Genomic DNA, 16805 nt, shown 5'->3' on the forward strand with positions numbered 1-16805 from the left:
CGTCGGCGTTGGTGTGGGTCGTCCTCCAGGGTATCCGGCCCGGCAGGCAAAGTGTCCCTGCCCGCTGCACAGAGCGGACGGTCACGTTCGCAGCGACTCCTCCAGCCCCCGGGCCACCGACGCCGCCTCGTCCCCGGGCAGCGGCGTACCCTCCCCCCGCGTCACATAGAACGCGTCCACCGCGTTCGCCCCCAGCGTCGACACGTGCGCGCTCCGTACCCGCACCCCGGCCGCCTCCAGCGCCCGCCCGAGCCGGAACAGCAGCCCCGGCGCGTCCTGGGCGCGGACCTCGATCACCGTGGCCAGCCGGGACGCGGCCGGGGCGACGGTGACGCGGGGCGGGGGCGGCTCCACGCCCCGGCGCCGGGGGTGGGCGGCGTCCCGTTCGGCGAGCCGTGCGGCGATGTCCAGGGTGCCGTCCAGGGCCCTGACCAGGTCGGCGCGGAGCCGGGCGGCCTGGGGCAGGGAGCCGTACTGGGCGGCGACCCGCCAGTCCAGGAGCAGGACCGAACCCTCGACGCCGTCCGGCAGCGGAACGGACCGCAGCTCGGCGGTGCGGACGGTCAGCCGGTGCATGGCCAGGACCCCGGCCACCGCGGGGAGCACGCCCGCCTGGTCGGGCACGGCGATCAGCAGCTCCACGCCGAGGGGCTCGGGACCGTCGGCCGAAGAGGGAGAGGACGGAGAGGACGGAGGGGACAGAAAGGACGGAGAGGACGGAGAGGAGGGAGCCGGGGCGGAATCGGCGGGCGGCTCGGTCTGGGCCCGCAGCGCGAGTACCGGACCGCCGGTGCGGAAGGCCTCGACCGCGAGCCGCTCCTGTTCGGCGGTGGGCGCGGCGGTCTCGGCCTCGGGCTGCGGCTCCCCGGCCAGCACTCCGGAGACCCGTTTCACCAGGTCGGCGACGAGGGAGCCGCGCCAGGACGACCAGGCGGCCGGCCCGGTGGCCAGCGCGTCCGCCTCGGTCAGCGCGTGCAGCAGCTCCAGCGTGTGCTCGGTTCCGACCGCCTGCGCGACCGCGCGCACGGTGGCCGGATCGTCCAGGTCGCGCCGGGTGGCGGTCTCCACGAGCAGGAGGTGGTGGCGTACGAGGGTGGCCAGGACGGCCGTGTCCGCGCCGTCGAAGCCGATGCGGGCGGCGACGTCCCGGGCGATGGTCTCGCCGGCCACGGAGTGGTCGCCGGGCCAGCCCTTGCCGATGTCGTGCAGCAGCGCGGCGATCAGGAGCAGGTCGGGGCGGTGCACCCGGCGGGTGAACCCGGCGGCGCGGACGGCGGTCTCGATCAGGTGCCGGTCCACGGTCCACAGGTGCACGGCGTTGCGCTGCGGGCGGCAGCGGACCCGCTCCCAGTCGGGCAGCAGCCGGGTGACCAGGCCCTCGGCCTCCAGCGCCTCCCAGACCTGCACCGTGGGCCGGCCCGAGCCCAGCAGGGTCACCAACTGCTCACGCGCCTCGGCGGGCCAGGGCGTGGGCAAGGGGCGCGCGGTGGCCGCCAGGCGCCGTACGGCGTGCCGGGAGAGCGGGAGTCCGGCTTGCGCGGCGGCGGCCGCGGCACGCAGCGGGAGTACGGGGTCGCGTTCGGGGCGCGCGGTGCGGGCGAGCACCGCCTCGCCGTCCTGCTCCACGACGCCCTCGGCGAGCGGGGAGCGCTCGGCGACCGGTTTCCCGCCGTTCCTTCCGTTCATCATGGCGCGCAGCCGCGGCCGTACGGACCGCGAGCGGAGCACGCGGCCCACCTCGCGCCAGGTGACGTCGCCCGCGTAGGAGATGACGCGGGCCGCCTCGTACACCTGTCGCAGCAGCGCGTCGGCGTCCAGCAGACCCAGTTCGGCCGCCACCTGGTCCTGTTCCTGCAGCGCCAGCCGGTCGGTCGCCCGGCCCGTCGCCAGGTGGAGGGCGTCGCGTACGTCGAGCAGGCGCCGCCGGGCATCGGCGAGCCCCTCGCGCGGGGCGTCGGCGAGCCAGGAGGCGGCGACGGCACGCAGCGCGGTGGCGTCGCGCAGGCCGCCTCGGGCCTCCTTGAGGTCGGGTTCGAGCAGGAACTGAAGCTCGCCCTGGCGTTCGGCGCGCTCGGCGCACAGGTCGCGGAGTTCGGGGAGGCGCTTGGGGGCCTGGTTGCGCCAGTCGGCGAGGACGGCGGTGCGCAGCGAGGCGGTCAGGCCGAGGTCTCCGGCCAGGTGGCGGGCGTCCAGGAGACCGAGGTGGACCTTGAGGTCCTGGCCCGCCGTCTTCCGGGCCTGCTGCGGGGTGCGTACGGAGTGGTCGAGGTCGATGCCGAGGTCCCAGACCGGGTACCAGAGGCGGTCGGCGAGTGCGGCGACGGCCTTGTCGTCCCGGCCGTCGTGCAGCAGGAGCAGGTCCAGGTCGCTGCGCGGTGACAGCTCGCCGCGCCCGTAGCCGCCGACCGCGACGAGCGAGATCCCCGTGTGCTCCTCGGTGGCCGCGCCGAAGAGGCCCGCCAGCCAGCCGTCCGTCAGTTCGGCGAGCGCCCTGCGGCGCGGCGGCCCGGACCGCGCCCCCTCGGTGAGGAGGCGCAGCCGGGCCGCCGCGTAGCCGCCGGGTCCCGAGTCCTCTGCTTCGTCCGTCACGCCCGTACTCGTCACCCGGCGACTCCCGTTCCGTTGTCGTGCTGCGGAGCTGGCCCAGAGCTGCTCAGAGCGCGTCGGGTCCGCGCTCGCCGGTCCTGACCCGTACGGCCGTGTCGACCGGGACCGCCCAGACCTTGCCGTCGCCGATCTTGCCGGTGCGGGCCGCCTTGACGACGACGTCGATCAGCTGCTCGGCGTCGTCGTCCTCGACCAGGACCTCGATGCGGATCTTGGGCACCAGGTCGACGGTGTACTCGGCCCCCCGGTAGACCTCGGTGTGTCCGCGCTGGCGGCCGTAGCCGCTGGCCTCGGTGACGGTCAGGCCGTGGACCCCGAAGGCCTGGAGGGCCTCCTTGATCTCGTCGAGCCGGTGCGGCTTGACGACGGCGGTGATGAGCTTCATGCGTCCACCTTCTTGCTCGGGGCCGACCCGGCCGTGGAGGCGGCCGGCGTGGCGGTCGTCCGGGCGGCACCGCCGCCGGCGCCGCTGAAGTCGTATGCGGTCTCGGCGTGCTCGGCCTGGTCGATGCCGGCCACCTCGACGTCCTCCGACACCCGCATGCCGATCGTCTTGTCCAGCAGGAAGGCGAGGACCGCGGAGACGACCAGGGAGTAGGCGAGGACGCCGAAGACGCCCGCGCACTGCTTCCAGAACTGGTCGAGGCCGCCGCCGTAGAAGAGGCCCTCGACGTCGGACTGGCCCTTGCCGCTGGCGAAGAAGCCGATGAGCAGCGAGCCGAGGATGCCGCCGACGAGGTGGACGCCGACCACGTCGAGGGAGTCGTCGTAGCCGAACCTGTACTTCAGGCCGACGGCCATGGCGCACACCACGCCGGCGACGAGGCCGACGGCGATCGCGCCGAGCGGGGAGACGGCGCCGCCGGCCGGGGTGATGGCGACCAGTCCGGAGACGGCGCCGGAGGCCGCGCCCAGGGTGGTGAAGGCGCCGTGGCGGATCTTCTCGTAGGCGAGCCAGCCGAGGACGGCGGCGCCGGTGGCGACCTGGGTGTTGACGAACATCAGCGCGCCGACGCCGTCGTCGTTGCCGAGCCACGACCCGGCGTTGAAGCCGAACCAGCCGAACCAGAGCAGGCCGGCGCCGAGCATGACCAGCGGGAGGCTGTGCGGGCGCATCGGGTCCTTCTTGAAGCCGACCCGCTTGCCGATGACGAGGATCACGCCGAGCGCGGCGGCGCCGGCGTTGATGTGCACGGCCGTGCCGCCGGCGAAGTCGATGACGCCCAGCTCGAAGGCCCAGCCACCGGCGCCCCAGACCCAGTGGGCCACCGGGAAGTAGACGATCGTGGCCCACAGGGCGATGAACAGCGCCCAGGCCGTGAACTTCACCCGGTCCGCGAGGGCGCCGCTGATCAGGGCGGGGGTGAGGACGGCGAACATCAGCTGGAAGACCAGGAAGACGAAGACGGGGATGGTGTAGCCGTCCCACAGCTCGGTCAGGCCGATGTTGCTCAGGCCCACCCAGTCGGAGTTCCAGCCGACGACGCTGCCGGAGTCGGTGCCGAACGCCATGGAGAAGCCGTAGAGCACCCACAGGACGGTGACGATGCCGAGGCTGATGAAGCTCATCATCAGCATGTTCAGGGTGCTCTTGACGCGGACCATGCCTCCGTAGAAGAAGGCCAGGGCCGGGGTCATGAGCATCACCAGGGCGGAGCAGATGAGCATGAAGCCCGTGTTGGCGGCAGAGAGCTCCGTCTCTGCGGCGAGCGTGATGGCTGGAGCCATCGGCGTCTCCTCGTCGTTGGTGCGGCCCCGTGGGGGCGAAGCCTGGCGGGCGGGCGGTGAGGGGTGGGCCGGTTATGCGCCACGACATTGACGCAGCGCGGTTTCGGTGGAAGCCCCTCGTTGTTTCGCCGCCGTGACGAAGGCACGGTGCGTGTTACGCGTGGGTGAACGGCCGGGGCCGGTCGTCGTCGTGCCCGGGCCGTCCGGCCCGGAACGCAAGCCGGCCGCGGCGGCCTCCGAATGACCTGGCATGGGGGAGCCGAGTCGGGCAGTTCGGGAGGGCCGGCCGCGGCCGGGGCTGGTGGAGGTTCAGACCGCTTCGGCGGTCTCCGGCAGCTCGACGGCGAGCCGTTCGGTGAGGTCGACGACCTCACCGAGGTCGCCGAAATCGCGTACGGCCGTGTCGACGGTCTTGCGGATGCGGGTGTTGACGCGTTCGGAGCGGACCTTCTTGGCGATGCCCATGGCCTCCATGGCCAGGACGGTGCTCTCCTCGGGTTCGCGGCGCAGCAGGTGCACGGTCGCCATGCCGATCAGGTTCAGCGCGTAGGAGCGCTGGTGCTCCTCGTCCTTGGCGAACAGCTCCACGGCCCGGCGCATCAGGGGGTCGGCGAGGGAGGCGTAGGCGGGGCTGCGGCCGGCCACGTAGGCGAGGTCGCGGAAGGAGTGGCTGTTCTCGCCGTACAGCTCGGCCTCGGAGAAGAAGCGGATCCAGTCGGGGTCCGGCTCGTCCCACTCGTCGGCCTCGGCGAAGATGTCCTCCGCCATGCGCACCGCGCGCTTGGTGCGGCCGGGCTGGCCCATGTTGGCGTAGGCGCGGGCCTCCATCGCGTACAGCATCGACTGGGTGCGAGGGCTGGCGCAGTCCCGGCTGCCGTACTGCGCGAGGTGGATCAGCTCCAGGGCGTCGTCGGGCCGGCCGAGGTGGATCATCTGGCGGCTCATGCTGGACAGGATGTACGAGCCGAGCGGCCGGTCCCCCGCCTCCTTGGCGGCGTGCAGGGCGAGTACGAAGTACTTCTGGGCGGTGGGCTGGAGCCCCACGTCGTACGACATCCAGCCGGCCAGCTCGGCCAGCTCGGCGGCGACCTTGAAGAGCTTGGCGCGGGTGGTTTCCGTCTGGGGTTCCTGGAGCAGGTCGGTGACCTCGTGCAGCTGGCCGACCACGGCCTTGCGGCGCAGACCGCCGCCGCACTGGGCGTCCCAGCGGCGGAACATCACGGCCGTGGACTCCAGCAGGTCGAGCTCCGGCCTGGACAGGCGGCCGCGCGCGCGGTTGGCGGGTGCCGCGGGCTCGGATCCGGCCGCCGCCGGGGTGGCGGAGGGCGTGGGGACGAGCCAGCGCTGCATGGGTTCGATGAGGGACGGGCCCGCGGAGAGGGCGAGCGAGCTGCCGAGGAAGCCGCGCCGCGCCAGCATGAGGTCGCTGCGCGAGAACTCGCTGAGCAGGGCCACGGTCTGCGGGCCCGTCCAGGGGAGGTCGACGCCGGTCGCGGAGGGCGTGGGGCGGGTGGAACGCAGGCCCAGGTCCTCGACGGAGACGACGACGCCGAAGCGTTCGGAGAACAGCTCGGACAGGATCCGCGGGATCGGCTCGCGCGGGTTCTCCCCGTCGAGCCAGCGGCGCACGCGTGAGGTGTCGGTGGAGATGTGGTTGGCGCCCAACTGGCGGGCCCGGCGGTTGACCTGGCGGGCCAGCTCGCCCTTGGACCAGCCGCTGCGGGCGAACCAGGAGGTGAGCAGCTCGTTCGGGCGCTTGTCGGCGTGCGACGCGCTCCCCGCGCTCGTACCGCTTCCGCCGTTGCCACTCACTGGAACGCCCCCATCCCTGAGACCACCTGTCGCCGAGTGCGCCAAGCCCTATCAGAATGCCGGTGGCCCGGGCCCTCCGTCCGGTGGTTGGCACCCTTCGAACGGAAAGCCGGGTTGCCTCCGGCATACCCACAAGTGCATGTGCCCCAAGGCTCCATGCACACAAAGTAGTCCTACGATCACTCGCCCAGCCATGGCGATTGCGGAATCGCCACCATTCGCCACCCCTTCGAATGAACTCGCGGTGGCCGGGACGCGATTCACTTGACATAGGCCAACCGGGAGTCGGTGCAACGGTGCACGCCGGGGCGTGCGCCGTCGGACGCACCACCCCGGAGTGCTTCCGGACGCTGTCTGAACCGCGCCGGGCTGGGGATTTGGAAGCAGAGAGTCACGTTTCACTTCCGCTGCGTAACCGCCGCTGCGTCGGACCCGTTGGAGGGGGCATGGGCTTCACGATCGGCATCGGCAGCAGTCGGGGCATGCGCGAGATCCGGTCCGGCGCGCGTCGCCGGGGCCGCGCCTCGGAGTGCACCGTGGTGGCCGAGTTCAGCGGACTGTGGGGCTGGGACGTGGTGCCGGGCGCCCGGACCGCCCAGGGCGCCTGCTCGTGCGGCCTGCCCGACTGCCCGGCGCCGGGCGCGCACCCCCTGGACTTCGCGCCCCGGGTGCCCGCCGGGGCGACCCTGGACGAGGCGAGCGAGGCCTGGTCCCGGTTCCCCGGGGCCGCGGTGATGCTGGCGGTCGGGCGGACCTTCGACGTGATCGAGGTGGCCGAGCCCGCCGGGCTGCGGGCCCTGGCCCGGCTGGAGCGCATGGGCGTCCCGCTCGGGCCGGTCGCGGCGACCCCGCAGGGCCGCGCCCAGTTCTTCGTCGCTCCGGGCGCCGCGGCCGAGCTGCCCCGGCTGCTGTACCGGATGGGCTGGGACGACCCGGCTGCCCTCGACCTGCGTGGCCTCGGCCCCGGCACGTACCTCACGGCCCCGCCCTCCGACCGCGGCGGCCGGGGCCCGGTGCGCTGGCTGCGCCCTCCGGCCCTCGACTCGGCCACGAAGCCCCCGGCGGCCCGGCTGCTCCTGGGCACGCTGGCCTACGTGGCCCACCGCTCCCGGGCGTAGTTCTCCGCCAACGGCGAAGCGCCCGTCTCCCGATCAGCAACCCTCCGCCAACGGCGAAGCGCCCGTCTCCCGGTCCGGGAGGCGGGCGCTTCTCGCCCGGGTGCGGGCGCGGGACGCCGGCGCTCGGGCGTCACTCGCCGATGAGGGCGTCCACGAAGGCCGCGGGCTCGAACGGCGCCAGGTCGTCCGCGCCCTCTCCGAGTCCGATCAGCTTGACCGGCACGCCCAGCTCGCGCTGGACGGCGACCACGATGCCGCCCTTGGCCGTGCCGTCCAGCTTGGTGAGCACGATGCCGGTGATGTTCACGACCTCGGCGAAGACGCGGGCCTGGATCAGACCGTTCTGGCCGGTGGTGGCGTCGAGCACGAGCAGCACCTCGTCCAGCGGCGCGTGCTTCTCCACGACGCGCTTGACCTTGCCCAGCTCGTCCATGAGGCCGGTCTTGGTGTGCAGGCGGCCGGCGGTGTCGATGAGCACGACGTCCGAGCCCATCTCCTTGCCCTCCTTGACCGCGTCGAAGGCGACGGAGGCGGGGTCGCCGCCCTCGGGCCCGCGCACGGTGTGGGCGCCGACCCGCTCGCCCCAGGTCTGGAGCTGGTCCGCGGCGGCTGCGCGGAAGGTGTCGGCGGCGCCGAGCACGACGCTGCGGCCGTCGGCCACCAGGACGCGGGCGAGCTTGCCCGTGGTGGTGGTCTTGCCGGTGCCGTTCACACCGACGACCATCACGATGCCGGGCTTGCTCGTGGCCGGTTCGGTCTTGACCTCGCGGTCCATGTCGGGGCCGACCAGGGTGATCAGCTCCTCGCGCAGCAGGGTGCGCAGCTCCTCCGGCGTGCGGGTGCCGAGCACCTTCACCCGTTCGCGCAGCCGCTCGACCAGCTCCTGGGTGGGCTGCACGCCGACGTCGGCGGTGAGGAGCGTGTCCTCGATCTCCTCCCAGGTGTCGTCGTCGAGGTGCTCCCGGGACAGCAGGGTCAGCAGGCCCTTGCCGAGGGCGTTCTGCGAGCGGGAGAGGCGGGCACGGAGCCGGACCAGTCGGCCGGCGGTGGGCTCGGGAACCTCGATCTGCGGGATCTCGAGCTCTTCGACGACGGGCGGCTCCTCGACGGTGGCGGTGCCGCCGTCCGGGAGGTCGACCTCCTCTATCGTCCGGCGCGTTTCGTCGCGCGGCGTCTCGGCCTCGTCGCCGACGTGCGGCTCGGCCGGAGGGGCGGTGATGTCGGGCGTCGTGGGGGGCGGCTCGGGCAGCTGCTTCTTGCGGCGGCTGCCGACGACCAGCCCGCCGAGCGCGCCGATCACGACCACGGCGATGACTACAGCAAGGATGACGATTTCCATAACGGGACCAGTATGCGTGACCCCCGGCACGGCCCCCCGCTATCGGTCGCTTGTGGTTTCCACCAAAGGACAAAGGCCCCTGGAAGGAGCGAGTCGGAGCAAAGTACGATGGAGGAGGCCGCGTCAACGCGCGTAGAGTCCCGACCGCCCCCTCTCCCCACGATCGAGGCACGGACCCCCCACATGAGCAAGACCGCCGAGAACGAAGGCGCCCTGGAAACCCGCGGCATCGAGCAGGTGCCCGACCACGAGCGCACCGCCCGGACCCGCGAGCTGTTCCCGACCTGGGTCGGCGCCAACATCAGCGTGCTGCTGCTCACGATGGGCGCGAGCCTCGTCGTGGCGTACCGGCTCAACTTCTGGCAGGCCCTGGTCGTCGCGGGGGCCGCGCCGGTCGTGTCGTACGGCCTGGTCGGGCTGATCGGCATCGCCGGCAAGCGGGGCGGGGCTCCCGGGATGGCGCTGTCCCGTGCCGTGTTCGGGCAGCGGGGCAATCTGCTGCCCGGCTCGCTGATCTGGGTCGCCCGCTGGGGCTGGGAGACGATCAACGCGGTGACCGGTGCCTATGCGCTGCTCACCGTGCTGGACATCGTCTTCGGCATACGCGCCAACAGCGTGCTGGACATGGTGACGCTGCTCGCCTTCGTGGTGGCGACGTTCGCGATCTCGGGGCTGGGCATCAACGCCGTGCAGAAGTGCAACAAGTACGCGGCGTACCTCTTCGGTGCCTTCTCGGTGCTGGTGCTCGGCTATCTGGTCGTCGACACCGACTGGTCCGCCGTGTTCGACCGGTCCGCCGGTTCGGTGGCCGCGATGATCACGGGTGTGGGTCTGATCGCGGCGGGCGGCGTCAGCTGGATCCCGTCCGCGCCCGACTTCACCCGGTACCTGCCGCGCACGGCGTCCTCGAAGGGGATCGTCGGGGTCACGGTCGGCGGTGCGGGCATCGTCGTACTGCCGATGGTGCTGATGGGCGCGGTCATGGCGGTCTCCACGCCGGATCTGGCCTCGGCCGCCGACCCGGTCTCCTTCCTGGGCGAGATCCTGCCGACCTGGATCGCGGTGCCGTACCTGCTGATCGCGCTGATCGGCATGCTGCTGATCAACTCGATGTCGATGTACTCGGCCGGGTTCACCGCGCAGACCCTGGGCTTCAAGGTCCCGCGGCACTGGGCGGTCTCGGTCAACGCCGTGATCTCGCTGGTCTTCGGCGGCGTGCTGATGCTGGTGGCGACCAGCTTCATGGGGTCCTTCATCGCGTTCCTGTCGCTGCTCGCGGTCGCCTTCTCCGCCTGGGTCGGCGTCTTCGGCGCGGACATGCTGCGCGGCCGGGAGTACGACGGCGAGGCCCTGGCCGACACCGGCCGCACCAGCGCCTACTGGTACCGCGGCGGCTTCTCCCCCGCGGCGGTCGTCGCCTGGGCGGTGGGCCTGGCCGCCGGTCTGATGTTCACCACGTCCGACTGGTTCACCGGTCCGCTCGCCACGGACAACTTCGTCGGCGAGTACGGACTGGGCTGGGTGGCCACGGTCGTGATCTCCGCCCTGCTGTACGCGGTGCTGCCGAAGCCGGCGCTGATCGTCCCGGATGCGCGCGCGGAGCGGGCCGAGCAGCCCGAGGCCGAGACCGTGACCGTCTGACGTACGCCGAACGGGTCCCGGCACACCGCCGCCCCGCCCGGAATGCGACCGGGCGGGGCGGCGGACGGTACGGGGAGAGGGGCAGCGGGGACTTGGCCCTCCTCCCCGGGTTCGGGGCGGGCGGGTCAGCCCATTTCCTCCAGGGCCTTGCCCTTGGTCTCCTTCACGAACTTGAGGACGAAGGGGATGGAGAGGGCGGCGAAGATCGTGTAGATCACGTAGGTGCCGGAGAGGTTCCAGTCGGCCAGTGACGGGAAGCTCGCGGTGATGGCCCAGTTGGCGATCCACTGCGCGGAGGCGGCCACGCCCAGCGCGGCGGCGCGGATCCGGTTGGGGAACATCTCGCCGAGGAAGACCCACACGACCACACCCCACGACAGGGCGAAGAAGAGGACGAAGACGTGGGCGGCGATCAGGGCGACCCAGCCCTGGGTGGCCGGTAGTTTCCCGTCGACCAGGTCGAAGGAGAAGGCCCAGGCCTCCAGCGCCAGCCCGATCACCATGCCGACGGAACCGATCAGGGCGAGCGGCTTGCGGCCGACGCGGTCCACGAAGATCATCGCGATCACGGTGCCGACGATGTTGATGATCGACGTCGTGAACGAGTAGAAGAACGAGTCGGCGGGGTCGACGCCGACCGACTGCCACAGCGTCGAGGAGTAGTAGAACGCGACGTTGATGCCGACGAACTGCTGGAAGACCGACAGGCCGATACCGATCCACACGATCGGCTTGAAGAAGAAGCTGCCGCCGAGGAGGTCCTTGAAGGAGGACTTCTCCTCGCGGTGCATGGCGTGCTCGATCTCGGTGACGCGGGCGTCGAAGTCCACGTCCTTGCCCTCGACCTCCTCGAGGATCTTCTTGGCGCGCTCGCGCTTGCCCACCGAGATCAGGAAGCGGGGGGACTCGGGGATGGCGAAGGACAGCAGGCCGTACAGGACGGCCGGGATCACCATGACGCCGAGCATGACCTGCCAGGCCTCCAGGCCCATCAGCTCGCCGCGCTGGTCACCGCCGGCGGCGTTCAGCAGACCCCAGTTGACCAGCTGGGAGACGGCGATACCGATGACGATCGCGGCCTGCTGGAAGGAACCGAGCCGGCCGCGGTAGGCGGGCGGGGACACCTCGGCGATGTAGGCGGGGCCGATCACCGAGGCCATGCCGATCGCGAAGCCGCCGATGATCCGCCACATGGCCAGGTCCCACAGCGCGAAGGGCAGCGCGGAGCCGACGGCGCTCACCGTGAACAGGACCGCGGCGATCTGCATGCACCGGATACGGCCGATACGGTCCGCGATACGGCCCGCGGTCGCGGCACCGATGGCACAGCCGATCAGAGCCACGGCGATGACCTGCGCCAGCACCGCGGAACCGACGTCGTAGCGGTCCCGGATCGCCTCGACCGCACCGTTGATCACGGAACTGTCGTAACCGAACAGGAAACCGCCCATCGCGGCCGCCGCCGCGATGAAGATGACGTGCCCGAGATGATCGGGATGAGCCGTCCCGGCTCCTGGACTGGGCGCCTGCGATGTGCTGGCCACGTGTACTCCTCGGGCTACCGGCAACGCTGCCGGGGCGGTTCACCCTTCGAGGTGCCAACGAAGGAACCTGAAGGTAAAAGCAACGTTGCAGAGACTATGCCTTCAAGTATCGAAGTCAAGAGGGCGAGAGCTGTGACTTTCAGGGGAGTCGAAGTGGTTATGTGTTCAAGTCTTGAAGAACGAGGGCTCAGGGCTGACGCAACCGCTGGCTAATGACCTTCGACACACCGTCGCCCTGCATGGACACGCCGTAGAGCGCGTCGGCGACCTCCATCGTGCGCTTCTGGTGCGTGATGACGATCAGCTGCGAGGCCTCCTGCAGCTCCTGCATGATCCGGATCAGCCGCTGCAGGTTGGTGTCGTCGAGCGCCGCCTCGACCTCGTCCATCACGTAGAACGGACTCGGCCGGGCCTTGAAGATCGACACCAGCATCGCCACCGCGGTCAGCGAGCGCTCCCCGCCGGAGAGCAGCGACAGCCGCTTGACCTTCTTGCCCGGGGGCCGGGCCTCGACGTCCACGCCCGTGGTGAGCATGTTGTCGGGGTCGGTCAGGATCAGCCGTCCCTCACCGCCCGGGAACAGCCTGCTGAAGACGCCCTCGAACTCCCGGGCGGTGTCCCGGAAGGCCTCGGTGAAGACCTGCTCGACGCGCTCGTCGACCTCCTTGACGACCTGGAGCAGGTCGGCGCGGGTCTTCTTCAGGTCCTCCAGCTGCTCGCTGAGGAACTGGTGCCGCTCCTCCAGCGCCGCGAACTCCTCCAGCGCCAGCGGGTTGACCTTGCCGAGCTGCTGGTAGGCGCGCTCGGCGGCCTTCAGCCGCTTCTCCTGCTCGGCGCGGACGAAGGGGCGCGGGCGGTTGCGCGGGTGCTCCGGGTCTTCCGGGAGCACCTCGCCGTCGGCGGGGGGCGAGGGCGGCACCTCTTGATGGGGGCCGTACTCGGCCGCGAGCCCCGCCGGTTCCACACCGAGTTCCTCCAGCGCCTTGGTCTCCAGCTGCTCGATGCGCAGCCGCTTCTCGGCGCCGAGTACCTCGCCCCGGTGAACTGAATCCGTCAACTTGTCCAGCTCCGCCTTGAGGTTGCGCCCGGCGGTGCGCGCGGCGGTCAGCTCCTGCTCGCGCCGGGCCTTGGCCGCCTCGGCGAGGGTGCGCTCCTCGTCGGCGCGGCTGAGTGAGACCTCGACGTGGGCGAGCAGCTGCCGGGCGCCGGCGGCGACCGCCTCGGCGACGGCCGCCTCGTGCCGCAGCCTGGCCCGCCGCTGCTCGGCACGCGCGCGTGCCTCGCGTTCGGCGCGGGCGGCCCGGTCCAGGGAGTCGGCGCGTCCGGCCAGTCCCTTGACCCTCTCCTCGTGCGTACGGACCTGGAGGCGGGCCTCCATCTCGGTCTGGCGGGCGTTGGCACCGTCGGCGGCGAGCCGGTCGCGGGCGGCGGTGTCGGGCTCCTCCTCGACCGGCATCTCCTCGGCGACGGCGAGCCGCTCCGCCAGTTCCTCGACCTCCATGAGCGCCTTGTCGAGCGCCTCCTGCGCCCGCTCGGCCGCGGCGGCGGACCGTTCCGCCTCACCGGCGGCGCCCCGTGCCTGGCCCGCGAGCCGGCCCAGCTGCTGGGCGACGGACGACTTCTCCCGGTCGGCCGCCCGGCGCCGCTCCCCCAGCTCCTCGACGAGCGCGGCGCACTCCCGCCGTCGCCCGGCGGCTGCTTCCTGCTCCCCCGCCAGCTCCTCGCACCGCACGCCCAGCTCCGCCAGCTCGGCGGCGGCCTGGTCCACGGACGCCTGCACCTCCAGGAGGCTGGGCGCCCCGGCGGAACCGCCCTGCGCGAAGTGGGCGCCCAGCAGGTCCCCCTCGGCGGTGACGGCGGTCAGCGCGGGGCGGGCGTAGACGAGGTCCTCGGCGTCCTCCAGGGTGGCGACCACGACGATCCCGCGCAGCAGCCGCCGTACGGCGGGCATCAGGTCGGCGGGGCCGTGCACCAGGTCGGCGGCGTGCGGCGGTCCGTCGCCGCGCGTCTCGTGCGGTACGTCGTCGGGGGCGCCGGCGAGCAGCAGGGCGGCCCGGCCCGCGTCCTGCTTGCGCAGCAGGCGGATCGCGTCGGCGGCGGCCGCCGGGGAGGTCACCGCGAGGGCGTCGGCGGCGGCACCGAAGGCGGTGGCCAGGGCAGCCTCGTGGCCCGGCGTCACGGTGAGGAGTCCGGCGGCGGGGCCGAGCAGTCCGGTGAGGCGGTCCTTGGCGGCGAGCAGCGCTCCGGTGCCGTCCTTGCGGCGCAGGCCCAGGGCCAGTGCCTCGTGCCGGGCCTGCGTGGCGGCGCGCTGGCGTTCCGCCGCGGTGGCCGCCTCACGCGCGGCGCTCAGCGCGGCCTCCGCCTCGGTCAGTGCCCGCCTGGCGGCGTCGTGCCGCTCGGCGAGTTCCTGGTCGCCGGCGTCGAGCCCGTCCACCTCGGCCCGGAGCGCCTCGTACTCCTCCTGCGCCGCCGCCGCGCGTTGTCCGGACTCGTCCCGCGCCTGGGCCAGCCGCTCGATCTCGGCCTGGGCGGCGGCGGCACGGGAGCGGGCGGCGCCGACCTGGCCGCCGAGCCGGGCGAGGTTCTCGCGGCGGTCGGCGATGGCGCGGGCGGCGTCCTTGAGGCGGCGTTCCTCCATGGCCAGTTCGCGTTCGAGGTCGGCACGGTGGGCGGCCGTGTCCTCCAGGGCGTGTTCGGCCGCCTCCAGGGCCGCTTCGAGTTCCGCCTCCTGCTCGCGGACGCGGGCGGCCTCGCGCTCCAGTTCCTCCGGGTCGCGGCCGCGGCGTTCCTCGGGCGGCGCTGAGGTGGCGCTCTTCACCCGCGCGTCGGCCAGCGAGATGGTGCCGCGCACCCGTTCGGCGAGCTGGGACAGCTCGTACCAGGTCTGCTGGGCGCGCTGGAGGCGCGGGGTGAGCCGGCGCACCTCGTCCTCCAGGTCCGCCTCCCGGCGCAGCGCCTTGCCCAGCTCCTGTTCGGCGGCCTCCCTGCGCTCCTTGAGGGCGGCCTCGTCGGCGACCTCGGCCTGGAGTGCCTCGCGCATCCGTACGAGGTCGTCGGCGAGGAGCCGGAGCCGGGCGTCCCGGAGGTCGGCCTGGATGACGGCGGCCCTGCGGGCGACGGCGGCCTGCCGGCCGAGGGGCTTGAGCTGGCGCCGCAGCTCGTCCGTGAGGTCCTGCACGCGCGCGAGGTTGGCCTGCATCGCGTCCAGTTTCCGGAGCGCCTTCTCCTTGCGCTTGCGGTGCTTGAGGACGCCGGCGGCCTCCTCGATGAAGGCGCGGCGGCCCATCGGGTCGGCGTGCAGGACGGAGTCGAGCTGGCCCTGGCCGACGATGACGTGCATCTCGCGGCCGATGCCGGAGTCGGAGAGGAGTTCCTGGATGTCGAGGAGGCGGCAGGTGTCGCCGTTGATCTGGTACTCGCTGCCGCCGTTGCGGAACATGATCCGCGTGATGGTGACCTCGGCGTACTCGATGGGCAGGGCCCCGTCGGAGTTGTCGATGGTCAGCGACACCTCGGCCCGGCCGAGGGGCGGGCGGCCGGTGGTGCCGGCGAAGATGACGTCCTCCATCTTGCCGCCGCGCAGCGACTTGGCGCCCTGTTCGCCCATGACCCAGCTGAGCGCGTCGACGACGTTGGACTTGCCCGAGCCGTTCGGGCCGACGACACAGGTGATGCCGGGCTCGAACCGGAGCGTGGTCGCCGAGGCGAACGACTTGAACCCGCGGAGGGTCAGGGCCTTCAGGTGCACGCCGTCGGACTCTACCTTTCGGGTCTGTCTCACTCCACGAACCGGTGAACCGACGCGGTTTCACCGGTGAACGTGCAGGGCACATCAGACGTTGAAGAGGGTGAAAGGTTGCGCGGGGCAGGGACGGGGCGGGCCGAGGGCACGGACCGGACGGGGGCGGGCACCGAGACGGTACGAAACGGCTGGACCGGCGAGACGGGGGGGCGGGAAAGAAAGAAGGGACGCCGAAGCGTCCCTTGCAGACTCTGGCACCTGAGCGGTGGTACGGGCGGGCCCGGCCACTGCCGTGCCGTGGTGGAGCGATGCAGTGATCAGGTGAGCGCAGGCTCCGCCTGGTGTGCGTCAACGCTCTCCATGCTCTCCATGATCCTGTCGTGAGAAGCGGCAGCCGCCAGCGCGTCGTTCTCCGCCTGGATTCGTCCGAGCTCGGATTCCAGGTCCTGGACGCGCTGCTGGAGCCGTCGCATCTCGGCGAGGAGTCGAGGGTCGGAGCCGCCGACGTAACCGAGAAGCGCCTTTGCCATGATGGATGGTCCTCCACAATGAGTGACCGACCGAAGCGGTGTGGGTCGTGAGGGAATCGCACCCGCGGTGCTTGGCACTTTGGAGTTTTTACTGCCGTTCAACCATGCCAAACAGCTAAGGTGCGCGGGGCTTTCAGCGTCTCACCAAAAAGTTTGACGGTCAACACGATCACGCCCCGTATTGGCGGGCGCCCGGGGGCATGCGGCCGGTGAACGGCGACGCTGCGACTCCTGCGGGCCCCTCGGGGCGTGGCGATCATTTCGCGTGCGGAGCCTCCCACGGGCGGCCGCCCTTGGCAACCACCTGCCCGTTTTCATCCCGGCCGCCCCTGCGAGGAGCGTCGCTCCCGGCGCCCGCGGACCCTCGCACGGAGCATCGTCAGCGGATGGCGAAGCCCTCGTACCCCCCGCGGGGTGTGTCCCAGATCTCGGTGACTCCGTCCACGCGTCCGGGCGTGTCGTCACCGCGCAGCCACTCGAGCAGTCCTTCGCAGCGCTCGCGCGGGCCCTCCGCGACGACCTGCACCCGGCCGTCGCCCAGATTGAGAGCAAAACCACTCATCCCGCCGAGTTCCAGTGCCCTGGCCCGCGTGAACCACCGGAATCCCACGCCCTGGACCTGTCCGCGCACCCACGCGACCAGCCGTACATCCTCGCTCATGACTGCAACCTAACCAGTCAATGTCTCGCGGGACACTTCACCCCCTGGCGCCATGCGGTACCGTCCCGACCCAATGAATCTCA

General features: G+C 72.0%; 11 protein-coding genes. 2 read left to right on the forward strand and 9 right to left on the reverse strand.

The features are described from left to right. Positions 1–81: 81 nt before the first annotated feature. From R2E43_RS10570 to nsdA, 4 genes are all read right to left on the reverse strand, one after another. Positions 82–2604, reverse strand: a complete 2523-nt coding sequence (locus R2E43_RS10570) for a [protein-PII] uridylyltransferase (RefSeq protein WP_332056142.1) — start codon at positions 2602–2604, stop codon at positions 82–84. Positions 2605–2653: 49 nt separating this feature from the next. Beyond that, positions 2654–2992 (reverse strand): P-II family nitrogen regulator, encoded by a 339-nt coding sequence (locus R2E43_RS10575; protein WP_003973409.1) that lies wholly within the window; start codon positions 2990–2992, stop codon positions 2654–2656. After that, positions 2989–4335, reverse strand: coding sequence for an ammonium transporter (locus R2E43_RS10580; protein ID WP_265700857.1), 1347 nt, complete (start codon positions 4333–4335; stop codon positions 2989–2991). The genes R2E43_RS10575 and R2E43_RS10580 overlap by 4 nt, the downstream gene beginning before the upstream one ends. Positions 4336–4644: 309 nt before the next feature. Next, positions 4645–6147, reverse strand: coding sequence for a transcriptional repressor NsdA (gene nsdA / locus R2E43_RS10585; RefSeq protein ID WP_011030318.1), 1503 nt, complete (start codon positions 6145–6147; stop codon positions 4645–4647). A gap of 446 nt (positions 6148–6593) precedes the next feature. Here nsdA and R2E43_RS10590 point away from each other — a divergent pair, with 446 nt between their 5' ends. After that, positions 6594–7265, forward strand: coding sequence for a bifunctional DNA primase/polymerase (locus R2E43_RS10590; protein ID WP_003973412.1), 672 nt, complete (start codon positions 6594–6596; stop codon positions 7263–7265). Positions 7266–7395: 130 nt separating this feature from the next. On the opposite strand, the gene ftsY is transcribed toward R2E43_RS10590, so the two are convergent. Beyond that, on the reverse strand, positions 7396–8604 hold the full coding sequence (gene ftsY, locus R2E43_RS10595) for a signal recognition particle-docking protein FtsY (protein ID WP_016327350.1): 1209 nt from the start codon (positions 8602–8604) through the stop codon (positions 7396–7398). Positions 8605–8787: 183 nt separating this feature from the next. On the opposite strand from ftsY, the gene R2E43_RS10600 reads away from it, so the two are divergent. Next, positions 8788–10245: a cytosine permease gene (locus R2E43_RS10600; protein ID WP_003973415.1), complete on the forward strand. Its 1458-nt coding sequence runs from the start codon at positions 8788–8790 to the stop codon at positions 10243–10245. Positions 10246–10370: 125 nt separating this feature from the next. Here R2E43_RS10600 and R2E43_RS10605 read toward each other — a convergent pair whose 3' ends face one another. The 4 genes from R2E43_RS10605 to R2E43_RS10620 all read right to left on the reverse strand — a co-directional run bounded on the left by R2E43_RS10605 (position 10371) and on the right by R2E43_RS10620 (position 16722). Next, the gene (locus R2E43_RS10605; RefSeq protein ID WP_003971990.1) at positions 10371–11789 is read right to left on the reverse strand and encodes a sugar porter family MFS transporter; all 1419 of its coding nucleotides are present in this window, start codon (positions 11787–11789) and stop codon (positions 10371–10373) included. 187 nt (positions 11790–11976) lie between these two features. Continuing rightward, the gene (gene smc, locus R2E43_RS10610; protein WP_332056143.1) at positions 11977–15537 is read right to left on the reverse strand and encodes a chromosome segregation protein SMC; all 3561 of its coding nucleotides are present in this window, start codon (positions 15535–15537) and stop codon (positions 11977–11979) included. Positions 15538–15848: 311 nt separating this feature from the next. Continuing rightward, positions 15849–16061 carry a hypothetical protein gene (locus tag R2E43_RS10615; RefSeq protein WP_003973418.1) on the reverse strand — a complete coding sequence of 71 codons (213 nt, stop codon included), beginning with the start codon at positions 16059–16061 and terminating at the stop codon, positions 15849–15851. A gap of 379 nt (positions 16062–16440) precedes the next feature. Further along, entirely contained in the window at positions 16441–16722 is a 282-nt protein-coding gene (locus R2E43_RS10620) for an acylphosphatase (protein ID WP_003973419.1), read from the reverse strand. Positions 16723–16805: the final 83 nt, after the last annotated feature.

The organism is Streptomyces violaceoruber, assembly GCF_033406955.1.
Classification (GTDB): domain Bacteria; phylum Actinomycetota; class Actinomycetes; order Streptomycetales; family Streptomycetaceae; genus Streptomyces; species Streptomyces violaceoruber.